The sequence below is a fragment of the Paenibacillus sp. 2TAB19 genome, assembly GCF_052115185.1.
GTDB lineage: Bacteria > Bacillota > Bacilli > Paenibacillales > Paenibacillaceae > Pristimantibacillus.
The window spans coordinates 1-11770 of sequence record NZ_JBFRGE010000123.1 but is presented as its reverse complement, the minus strand read 5'-3'; the positions used below and the strand labels follow the sequence as shown (position 1 = coordinate 11770).

8 protein-coding genes are annotated in these 11770 nt (G+C 48.9%); 7 read left to right on the top strand and 1 reads right to left on the bottom strand.

All coding sequences use genetic code 11. The annotated features are described in order from the left end of the window. Positions 1 to 469 precede the first annotated feature (469 nt). From AB4Z33_RS29105 to thrS, 6 genes are all read left to right on the top strand, one after another. The gene (locus AB4Z33_RS29105) at positions 470 to 1744 is read left to right on the top strand and encodes a molybdopterin molybdotransferase MoeA (RefSeq protein ID WP_442053255.1); all 1275 of its coding nucleotides are present in this window, start codon (positions 470 to 472) and stop codon (positions 1742 to 1744) included. A 29-nt stretch (positions 1745 to 1773) separates the two neighbouring features. Further along, positions 1774 to 3921, top strand: a complete 2148-nt coding sequence (nirB, locus tag AB4Z33_RS29100; protein WP_442053254.1) for a nitrite reductase large subunit NirB — start codon at positions 1774 to 1776, stop codon at positions 3919 to 3921. Beyond that, positions 3902 to 6052, top strand: coding sequence for an assimilatory nitrate reductase catalytic subunit NasC (gene nasC / locus AB4Z33_RS29095; protein WP_442053253.1), 2151 nt, complete (start codon positions 3902 to 3904; stop codon positions 6050 to 6052). The genes nirB and nasC overlap by 20 nt, the downstream gene beginning before the upstream one ends. Before the next feature lie 124 nt (positions 6053 to 6176). Then, positions 6177 to 7112 (top strand): permease, encoded by a 936-nt coding sequence (locus AB4Z33_RS29090; protein ID WP_442053256.1) that lies wholly within the window; start codon positions 6177 to 6179, stop codon positions 7110 to 7112. Then, positions 7113 to 8018, top strand: a complete 906-nt coding sequence (locus tag AB4Z33_RS29085; RefSeq protein ID WP_442053252.1) for a TIGR03943 family putative permease subunit — start codon at positions 7113 to 7115, stop codon at positions 8016 to 8018. A gap of 488 nt (positions 8019 to 8506) precedes the next feature. Next, the gene (gene thrS, locus AB4Z33_RS29080) at positions 8507 to 10423 is read left to right on the top strand and encodes a threonine--tRNA ligase (RefSeq protein ID WP_442053251.1); all 1917 of its coding nucleotides are present in this window, start codon (positions 8507 to 8509) and stop codon (positions 10421 to 10423) included. 64 nt (positions 10424 to 10487) lie between these two features. On the opposite strand, the gene AB4Z33_RS29075 is transcribed toward thrS, so the two are convergent. Then, positions 10488 to 11258, bottom strand: a complete 771-nt coding sequence (locus AB4Z33_RS29075) for a MerR family transcriptional regulator (RefSeq protein WP_442053250.1) — start codon at positions 11256 to 11258, stop codon at positions 10488 to 10490. Between the two features lie 212 nt (positions 11259 to 11470). Between AB4Z33_RS29075 and AB4Z33_RS29070 the strand changes: the two genes are divergently transcribed. Continuing rightward, positions 11471 to 11770: TerB family tellurite resistance protein (locus AB4Z33_RS29070; protein ID WP_442053249.1), on the top strand; the 300-nt coding region annotated here is incomplete at its 3' end.

Genomic DNA, 11770 nt, shown 5'->3' with positions numbered 1-11770 from the left:
CTTTTTTTCTCCATGCCTATCTCTCCCTTTATCTTCTCTTTTTTTTCGCGTTTCGGTCCGGACCGACGCTTCGTTCGTGAAGCCTAACACATACGATGGTTAAAATGTACAAAAGCCGCACTTCGCCCTGTTGAAAAAGGGGCGAAACGCGGCTTCATTGCCAACGGAGCACGTCATTGTGCTGCCTGTCGTTTACGTTATAGTGTCTTACGGTGTTCCCAACTCGAATTATAGAGGTGAGTTACCTTGATGTCAATATATATAACATGAAATATTTTTGTGTCCGCTTATGTTTAATTATGTTATGTATATTGACATAAGCGTAAAAATAACCTACTCTAAACATATGATAAGAGCTTCGCACAGCGTTGTGCTGGCTCACTCGGCAACGGTGCCTTTTTCCTGAATAACAGGGAGAGGGCATTTTCTGTTTATAAAACCATGTACGCTAAGATAGGGGAGGATCATAATGGCAATCGTTAACGTTCAGCATCAGATGACAGCTTCCGTATCATTAGCTTCGATGAAACTGCTTGCTTGCGTGAAAGAACCTCCCATTGAAACGGTATCATTAGAGGATGCTGGGGCAAGAGTACTTGCGAATGACTTCGAAAGCATCGTCTCATTGCCTCCATTCCGGAGAGCGGCGATGGATGGGTATGCAGTCCGGGCAGAAGCTCTGCAAGGCGCATCAAGGGAACGCCCCGTGGAGCTGCGTATTATTGATGAAGTGCGAGCCGGACATATAACGCAGCATGAACAGGCAGCCGCTTCAACGCCTCATCTAAATGATGCTGTTCGCATATTCACAGGAGCGCCCGTGCCGGAAGGTTATGATACAGTCGTCATCCAAGAAACGGCTATACCACTCGAAGCGCGTAATGGATATCGCAGAATAAGACTCGATCGGCCATGCACGCTGGGCCAGCATATTGCGGAGAAAGGCGAAGACGTTCCGCAAGGTATGAAGCTGTTGTATCGGGGGACTGAGCTGAGGGCCAAAGAAGTGGCTATTCTCGCATCTGTCGGGCAATGGGAGATTGAAGTATACGAGCGTCCGAAGGTAGCCGTTCTCCCCATCGGCGATGAGTTAATCGCGCCTGGACGAGAGCTAAGCGGTGGCCAAATCTACGAATCCAACAGTTATATGATAGGAGCTCGCTTGAAAGAGCTTGGCGCATCCGTCATCCGCTATCCTGTTGTGCCTGATTGTCTAGAGCAGATAGAAGCTGCCATTCAGGAGTGCCTCGCGAAGGCAGATATGGTTGTCACGACCGGCGGAGTATCGGTAGGCGATTACGATTATGTGAAAGAAGCTGCGGAACGTATCGGAGCGGAAGCGATTTTTACGAAAACGATTATGCGTCCAGGTACGCCGACCTCAGCGTTCCGACGTTCTAATCAATTGATTATATGCTTATCAGGCAATCCTTCCGCATGCTTCGCGGGACTAGAGCTATTGCTTAAGCCAGTTGTTCTCAAAGCAACAGGCAAAACCGAATATCGCTCCACCTGGCTGGATGGCCGCTTAATGGATTCCATACTGAAGCCTTGCCCGTATCCTAGATATATAAGAGCATTCGTCTACCGTTCAGAGAAAGAATGGATGGTCGAACCGCTGACGAACGATAAATCCGGAAATGTCGCGGCGTTCGCTAAAGCTAATGCGCTGGCTCTCATTCCGCCAGGTGGCACGGGGGCAATTATCGGCCAAGAAGTACAATGGGTATCGCTCACGATATAGAAAAAAATGTGCGAGTGGATGTGGACATAATGAGTAGAAAACAGCTTGTAGTTATCGGAAACGGAATGGCCGGTATCAAATGCGTCGAGGAAATATTGAATATCAATGCTGAACAATTCCAAATCACGGTGATCGGCAGCGAGAAACATCCGAATTACAATCGGATTTTATTGTCCAAGGTGCTGCAAGGAGATTCCTCCATTAACGATATAGTCATCAATGATTGGTCATGGTATACGGAGAAAGGCATCAAGCTATATACGGGCGAGACCGCTACACGCATTCATCATGGCGATATACAGAGTGTAGAAACGGCATCCGGCCTACGGATTCCATTCGATATCCTTATCATAGCAACAGGCTCATCGGCCTTTATCCCACCGATTATCGGCGTTAATAAACCCGGCGTCATCTCCTTCCGTAATATCGACGATTGCAAGACGATGATCGATTATGCGGGCAAATATCGCAAGGCGGCGGTCATTGGTGGCGGATTGCTAGGTCTTGAAGCTGCAAGGGGCCTTCTTAATCTCGGTATGGAAGCCACAGTCATTCATAATGCGCCTTATTTAATGAATCGCCAGCTTGACCTGGCATCAGCAGAGCTTCTGCAGAAGGAACTGGAAGGTCAGGGCATGCGCTTCTGGCTCGGTAAGGAAACGGACAAAATTATCGGGCGAGACCGTGCGAAGGGCATTCGGTTCACGACTGGCCTGACCGTTGAAGCCGATCTTATCGTTCTTTCCGTAGGTATCCGGCCGAACATTGATCTCGCCAAACGCAGCGGCATCGATACGAATCGCGCAATTATGGTCGATGATTACATGCGGACTAATATCGCTAACGTATATGCCGTAGGCGAATGCGCCGAACACAGAGGAATCGCCTATGGGCTGGTTGCCCCACTCTATGAGCAGGGCAAGGTGCTTGCCCGCACGATTTGCGACGAAGCTACGCCTCCTTATGAAGGGTCGATTCCTTATGCGCAGCTCAAAGTATCAGGTGTGCAGGTGTTCTCCGTCGGAGACATTCAAGAGGATAAAGCAGATACCGCAATCCAGCAATACGATGGCATTCATAACACCTACAAAAAAGTAACGATGCAATACGGAAGAGTATGCGGCGCTATTCTATACGGCGATACCGATGAAGCGACGACTTTACTTAACCTCGTTAAGAAAAAAGCGCCTATCAGCGCCTTGAAAGCTGCAAACAGTCAAGCACAAGACGGAAGCTCTCCGATTGATATCGAAGCAGAGAACATGGCGCCTCGCGAGACCGTATGCGCCTGCAACGCCGTTACGAAATCGGCGATTATGTGCGCGGTCGTAGACAACGGATTGAATACGGCGGAGCAAGTTCGCGATAAGACGAAAGCGTCCAGCTCCTGCGGGGGATGCCGACCGATGGTTAGCGCAGTCGTCCGTTTCGCACTTCGCAGCGGCAAGGATGGAGCGCAAGAAACAGAACCAGCTATATGCAGTTGTACGACAGTCAGCCATCAGGCGCTTAAGACCGCCATCCAAAGCCATTCATTTACGAATGCGCAGTCGGTCAGGCTTGCACTGAATTGGGGTAAAATGAACGGCTGTCGACTCTGCAATAACGCCATTCAGTACTATATGGAGCTTAAACATCCGCAATCATTTACAGCCATTACAGGCGTAGACAATCGTCTAACGATTCATTCCGCAAGCTCAGCAATTAGGAGTCAAGGAGAGGGCTTCAACTCGGTATGGCTTGGTGAAGCGCTGCGTTCGATCTGGTCGCAAGCTTCAATGCCTACATCTCTGAAAGTAGCTGTTTCTTCGGGTGTCAAGACGCCAATCGGTATCCTTGTTCAGGATATCGGAATAACCGGCTCGCCTTCAGGCTGGGAACTGTATGCCGGCGGACATATGGAGCTGCCCGTAAAGCAAGGGCAATTGATCGGTATCGTGGAAAGCGACATAGATGCTTTGGAGTTATCCGCCGCATGCATACAGCTGTATCGTGAGCGTGCGTATTACGGCGAGCCGCTATGGAAGTGGCTCGAGCGCGACGGAATCGTAGATATTAGAGAATTGCTGCTTGATCTCGAAGCGAGAAGAGAACTGTTCGATCATGCGAATCGTCCTAATTTGCAACTTGAATCAACCGAGAGGATAGGTGAAGTCAATGCCGCCGTTAGTCACTGAAGCAACAAACAGCGATAAACTGAACGTCATACAGACGCAGTGTCCCTTCTGTAGTGTGCAATGCAAGATGCAAGTTACGATAACGGAGCCAACAGAAGGCTCGAACCGTCTATCCTATACGATTGAAGGAGCAGCCAATGCTGCTTCGGAAGGCCGCTTATGCGTGAAGGGCATGAATGCTCACCAGCATGCGACGAGCACGGAACGTTTGCTGCATCCTCTCATTAAGCGAGGCGGGCAGTTCATCGAAGCGACTTGGGAAGAAGCGCTGCGTACGATTCGCGATCAATTCCAAGCGACAAGCGAGAAGTACGGTCCGGACGCTATTGGCGTCTATGGGGGCGGTTCATTGACGAATGAAACCGCCTATCTGCTCGGCAAGTTCGCCCGTATCGCATTAGGCACTAAATATATTGATTATAATGGTCGCTTCTGCATGTCGGCCGCTGCATCGGCAGGAACGAAAGTATTCGGCGTTGACCGCGGACTCACGTGTAGACTGGCAGATATTCCGCTGGCGCGTTGTATCATTCTTGCCGGTACGAATATCGCCGAATGCCAGCCAACGCTCATGCCCTACTTCACGAAAGCGAAGGAAAACGGAGCGACCATTATCGTTATTGATCCGCGAGTAACAGCAACGGCGGCGATTGCCGATATTCATCTGCAAGTAAGACCCGGTACAGATGCCGCGCTTGCCAATGGTCTGCTCAAAGCGCTTGAGGAAGAAGGGCTGTTGAACGAGAAATTTATTGTAGAGAAGACGAGCGGCTTCTATGAGCTTAAGAAACATCTGTCGACGATCCATATCGATGACATTGCCGCTTTGACAGGGATCAGTGAAGCCGATATTCGTAAGGCAGCTATTGCTTACGGTAAGGCTGACACAGGTATTGTTTTCACGGCAAGAGGGGTGGAGCAGCAGACTGACGGTCATATGGCTGTTCGCGGTTTCCTTAATCTCGTGCTGGCTACCGGCAAGATTGGCAAGCCTGGCTGCGGTTACGGAGCCGTGACGGGACAAGGGAATGGACAAGGCGGCCGCGAGCATGGACAGAAGAGTGATCAGTTGCCAGGTTATCGCTCAATCGAGAACGAGCATGATCGGTCCTATGTGGCTAAGGTATGGGGAATTGAGCCGGAGCGGTTGCCGCGCAAGGGCGTCTCTGCGTACGAAATGATGGAACGTGTTCATCAGGATGTCATTCGTTCGCTTTTCGTAATGGGCTCCAATCCCGTTGTCTCCAATCCGAATGCAACGCTAGTCGAGGATGGTCTTGCAAAATGTGATTTTCTCGTCGTCGCCGATATGTTCATGTCGGAGACAGCGCGTATGGCGGACGTTATTCTGCCCGTCACTTCCTATATCGAGAATACCGGTACGCTCACGAATCTGGAAGGACGCGTACTGCTCAGAGAATCGAACGTCGTGGCTCCTGGCAGCACGAAGCATGACTGGACCATTCTATGCGAGCTGGCATCCTTACTCGGCTATGAAAGTTACTTCCCGTTCCAATCGGCTGAGCAAATCTTCGAGGAGCTTCGATTAGCAAGCCGTGGCGGACTAGCCGATTACTACGGCATTAATTACGATCGTTTGCGTAGGGAAGGCGGCGTCTACTGGCCTTGCCCTTCGCCTGATAAGCCAAGCGCAGGCATTATGTTCCAGAACTTCTTCGCTCATCCTGACGGCAGAGCCGTGTTCACGGCAGTGGAGAGTAGACAGCCGCAAGAAACGCCATGCGAGCAATTTCCGTTGACGATGACGAACGGCAGGGTGCTGTCGCATTATTTGACAGGCGTGCAAACTCGCCGAAGCAAGACGTTAGCCGCTCGGAACATGGACAATTTTATCGAGATCCATCCGAAGACAGCAAAGCAGTATTGGATCGAGGAAGGCGAATGGGTGGTCGTTCAATCCAAGCGGGGCAGCTTCACCGTACGAAGCCGAATTACCGATCAAATCCGCGAAGATACGGTGTTCGTACCGATGCACTGGGGCGGAGCTCAGAACGTTAATCGCGCAACGAGCCCTGAGCTTGATCCAAACTGCAAGATGCCCGGCTTCAAAACATCGACCGTATCAATCATGCCGTTAAGGCTCCAACAGGAGTTGCAAGCTATCGACTAATGCAATTATCAAAGTGATGTTCGTTAAGATCAATGATCCTAACGAATGTCACTTTTTTTATTCTCTTAACCGTCTTTCCTATCGAGTGTTAAAGCGCTATATTAATAGATAGTCCTATTTTGAGATACAGAAACTAGTGGAGTTGAATAGAGTGCCAACGTTTTACCAATTGAATACGATTTTTATCAGCATGGTTATGGAGGCCATTCCATTCGTGCTCGTAGGAGTGCTTATATCCGGACTTATTCAAGCCTTCGTTAGAGAAAGCTTCATTTCAAGGATTATGCCCCGGAACCGATTCCTTGCTGCCTTCGTCGGCTGTGGAATCGGACTTTTCTTTCCCTCATGCGAATGCGGTATCGTTCCGATCACGCGCAGACTACTGAAGAAGGGGATGCCGCTCCATGCGGGGATTGCTTTCATGTTGACGGGTCCCATTCTGAATCCTATTGTGCTGTTCTCAACCTATATCGCCTTCGGCAACAGTTGGGAAATGGTCGGTATTCGCGCGGGATTAGCCGCAGCAGTCGCTTTCTCGGTTGCCGTTCTTTTATCCTATATGTTCAAAACAATCCCTTTCAAACATACGAATCAGGATACCGTTCCATCTGGAACTCACATGCAAGCAGCAGATGAAGAGAAGCGCATCCCTATGCGAACGAAGCTATATGAGGTCATCGTCCATGCTATCGAGGAGTTTTTCTCTGTAGGCAAATATTTAGTTCTTGGCGCTTTCATCGCTGCTAGCATGCAGACGTTCGTGCCAACCTCGTACTTGCTTCACCTGGGAAGCAATCCGCTCACTTCGTCGCTTGTCATGATCGCGCTTGCTTTTCTTATTTCCTTATGCTCGGAAGCGGATGCTTTCATTGCAGCCTCATTCCGCAGCACGTTCACGGTTGGCTCGTTATCGGCATTTCTCGTATTCGGTCCTATGGTAGATATCAAAAATACGCTCATGCTGCTGGGCACGTTCAGTACCAAGTTCGTTCTCGTATTGATTGGCCTGATCGTTTGCTTCACCCTAGCCGGTTCTTTAGTAGTAGGGAGGTTGTTATAAATGGTTCGTTTTTTCATTTTGATTGGATTTTCCTTCATGTTCTTCATGCTGCATTATACAGGCGATATCAATAAATTTATCAATATGAAATATGCCTATTTGTCGATTAGCGCTATTGTTATTATGGGATTTCTTGGCGTAGTCGAATTTATTCGCGTCTCTCGTAAGCAAGTTGCCGAAGAGAAACGCGCTGCATCGGAAAATGAATGTTGTACGGTGGATCATAACCATCATGACCATCATAATGACGATGACCACGGACATGATCATGGTCATTCGCATGATGAGCCGAACAAGCTCAAGCGATATCTTGGTTATGCCGTGCTGTTCGTACCAATCTTCACAGGACTGTTTTTACCTGCTTATGCGCTTGATTCCAGCTTCGTCAAGGCAAAAGGTTTCTCGTTTCCAACTTTTGAGCAAAATGTGGAGCTAAATCCCGGCAATCATCAATTCCTGAAGCCGGACTCCAGCATCTTTTACAATAAAGACAGCTATAAGGATGTCGCGCAGCGCGAGAGAGAGGAGTTCATTAACCGATCTATGATTAAACTGACGGACGCCGATTATTTGAAGGGGATGGAGGCTATCTACAATGACCCCTCCGCTTTCATGAACAAAACAATCGGTTTCGACGGTTTCGCCTATAAGGGCGTTCAGGTCGACGGCAACCATTATTTTGTGTTCCGCTTTGGATTCATTCACTGCGTCGCAGATTCCGGCGTATTCGGCATGCTTGTGGAGTTTCCGAATGGCACGCAGCTCGCAGATGATGATTGGGTTCATGTGTCCGGCAAACTGAGCTGGGAGCTGTATCAGCCGTTCAAACAAACGATACCCGTGTTAAAAGTTGCGGAGTGGAATAAGATCGACACCCCTAAAGACCCTTATGTATATCGGACTTGAATTTATTTAATGCGATTAAATTAAATATTGATTAATGATGTTAAATACAAAGCGCCAACCACATGCCAATTTTATTAAGTTCCGAAAATGTCACTTGACATGAGCAAAACCAATTCGTTATGATCGGAATTACAAATTGAGGCATTGACCAAAGACAACATTCCCATTTACGGGCTGTCAGAGAGAGAAGCGATTGGTGTGAGCTTCTTCAGCTACGATTGTGGAATTACCGCTTTGCAGCCGTGACCTGGAACTTCCGCTCGTTCATAAGGCGATTGGAACAGTATAGGTCACCGACTTATCCCCGTTAAAGGATACCTAAGGATCATTCCGGCAATGAGCGCGCTCGCGAGGCGTTTGTTCGTCCGTATGATCGAATGAGGGTGGAACCACGAGCTTGAACGCACTCGTCMCTTTCCGGGAGAGATGCGTTTTTTTGCGTTCAAAAATAATAAAACGAAGCGAATATGCAGAAATGGAGGCCAATCATGGAAATCAACGTTACAATGCCAGATCAAGCTATTAGGAGGTATCAGCAAGGCACGACCCTTGCAGTAATCGCAGCTTCAATCTCATCAAGCGTGGGTAAAAACGCTGTCGCCGGCAAAATCGACGGCAAGCTCGTTGATCTGAACCATCCGATTGTGCAGGACTGCAGACTCGAATTGATCATGCAAGACAGCAAGGATGGATTGGAAATATACCGCCACAGCACGGCTCATATCATGGTGCAAGCGATCAAACGTCTGTATGGCGATAAAGCTGTGAAGCTTGGGATCGGGCCGGTTATTGGAGGCGGCTTTTATTACGATATCGACATCGAGAAGCCTTTGTCTACAGATGATCTTGCTGCGATTGAAGCGGAGATGGCAAGCATTATACGAGAAGACTTGCCAATAGTTCGTCGTGTAGCGAATAGGGAGGAGGCAATAGCCTACTTCTCTAACTTGGAAGAACCGCTAAAGCTGGAGCTTATTGACGGTTTGCCCGGAGATAGCGTCATTTCACTTTACTCGCAAGGCGAATTCGTTGATCTCTGCCGCGGGCCGCATCTGCCGTCGACTGGAAGAGTCAAGGCATTCAAGCTGCTTAGCGTTGCAGGCGCTTATTGGCGCGGCGACGCTCGCAACAAGATGCTGCAGCGTATCTATGGGACTGCTTTCCCTAAGAAGTCTGAGCTGGAGCAACATTTGCATTTGCTTGAAGAAGCGAAGAAACGTGATCATCGTAAACTCGGCAAGGAGCTAGGTTTGTTCATGTTCGCCGAGGAAGCTCCGGGGATGCCGTTTTATTTGCCCAACGGCATGATTATCCGCAATGAGCTGGAGCAATTCGAGCGCGAGCTGCATCGGGAGCGTGAATATGAAGAGGTGCGCACGCCGCTTATGATGAACAATGCCCTATGGGAAATGTCCGGGCATTACGACCATTATAAGGACAATATGTATTTCACGAATGTTGACGACATTAAATATGCACTGAAGCCGATGAACTGTCCCGGTCACATGCTGATCTACAAGAACAGCTTGCATTCGTACCGGGAGTTGCCGATAAGGCTTGCCGAATATGGCCAAGTGCACCGGCATGAAGCGTCCGGCGCGCTTGGCGGCATGATGCGCGTTCGCACGTTCTGCCAGGATGATGCGCATCTGTTCGTCCTTCCGGAGCAAATCGAGGATGAGATTAAACGAGTCATTTCGCTTATCGACCATATGTATAAGGTGTTCGGATTCGACTATTCGATAGAGCTCTCGACGCGCCCCGACGATTCAATGGGTTCTGAGGAGTTGTGGCAGCGGGCGGAGTCGTCTCTGCAGCAGGTGCTCGATGTCAGCGGACTCCCGTATCGGATCAACGAGGGCGACGGCGCATTTTATGGACCGAAGATTGACTTCCACATTCACGATGCGCTGAAGCGCAGCTGGCAATGCGGCACGGTACAACTCGACTTCCAAATGCCAGAGAAATTCGACCTGTCCTATATCGGCGCAGATAATCAGAAGCACCGTCCCGTCGTTATTCATAGAGCCGTCTATGGCTCGCTTGATCGGTTCATCGGCATATTAACGGAGCATTACGCGGGTAGCTTCCCGCTATGGCTCGCGCCCGTGCAAGCTAAGCTGTTGCCCGTATCCGACAATGAAATCGATTATGCGTTTGAGGTGAAGCAGCAGCTCGAAGCTGCTGGTATCCGCGTCCAAGTCGATATTCGTTCGGAGAAGCTTGGATTCAAGGTTCGGGAGGCTCAACTGGAGAAAATCCCCTATATAATCGTGCTAGGCCGAAACGAAAGAGAATCGAAGATGCTGTCCGTCAGAAGCCGAAGAGAGAACGTGCTCGAGACAATGGAAGCAGCTTCGCTTATTGAGAAGCTTCAATCCGAGATTCGGAGCAAACGGAGTTAACCGCAAAAGTAGACTAAATAAAACCAAGGCTGATGCACATGCTGCATCAGCCTTGGCATAACCTCTATTCGTTCTTCTCTGTACCTGTATAGATGAAGATTGCATCCCGAAGGAATACAGCGGCACCTGGCTGATCCTTATCGTAATACGCGGTGAAGCGCTCGTCATCGACATACATTTGCGCAACGCCGGCATGGGCTTCCTTGCTGTACTTATCCCAATAAAACGTTAGCCATCTGCGATGCATGTCGGCTGTTTTCTGAGCAAGCTCACCAGCAGGATCGCCTGTTGCAATCGCCGCGGCAAGCGTCGTATGAATATCGGCAGCGAGCTGCTCCAGCTCGGCATGCTGTTGCTCTGACATGCCCTTGACTTTCCGATTCGATTGATTTACTTGCTCATCTCCATACTTGGCTCGGATCTCTGCACCATATTGCTGCTCATTATCGTCAACCAGCTTTTGCTTGAAAGCTTCGAATTTTTGCTTGTCCGTCATCGTAATCTTCCCTTCTCTTTGGGCTAACGTCAGGTCTACGGTTTCGATAAGCCGATCCAAGTGCTCGCGTTTCTCCAGAAGCTGTCGGCGGTGCTCCTTCAGTGCATGCTCCGCATCAAAGTCTTCGGAAGTCAACAAATCTTTAATCGACTCCAGACTAACGCCAAGCTCGCGATAAAATAATATTTGCTGAAGCAGGTCGACCTCTTGCTTTCCATAGATCCGATATCCCGATGAGTTGATTCTGGCCGGCTTCAGAAGATCAATCTCATCGTAATAGCGTAGAGTCCGCGTACTAATGCCAGCGAGCTGGCCGAGCTTATGAACGGTATATTCCATCGTCATTCCTCCTGACAAAGCTAATGGTACACCTTTACGTTCCGTCAATGTCAACCGGGTATTTTCACATCTAAGTCATAAATCAATAAAAAATGTTTGATATTTTTCAAAATACGTTGTAGGATATTGTTCCTTGCCCGTCGAAAGTAATGGGATAAGATTTATACATTAGATAACCAACAAGGGAGTGGACCGCTTTGTTTTTGCATTTCTTGCAAACGAAAGAGCATAAGGAAGCGTTTTTGGAATTAGCCCATGTGGTAGCCAACGCCGACGGATTCGTTAATCGTAGAGAAAAAGAATATTTGCGTACGTATCTGGGCGAGATGGATATGCAGCCAAACAAGCTGCAATCCATAAAGGCAAGACCGCTTGCCGACATTATCGGCGGTTTGAACGATGAGCCGATCAAAAACATATTTTTCGCCGAAATATTGCTGCTTATTTTCGCAGACGGCGACTATAATGATGAAGAGAAGCAAATCGTCAGAGATATGCAGCAGCTATTCGGC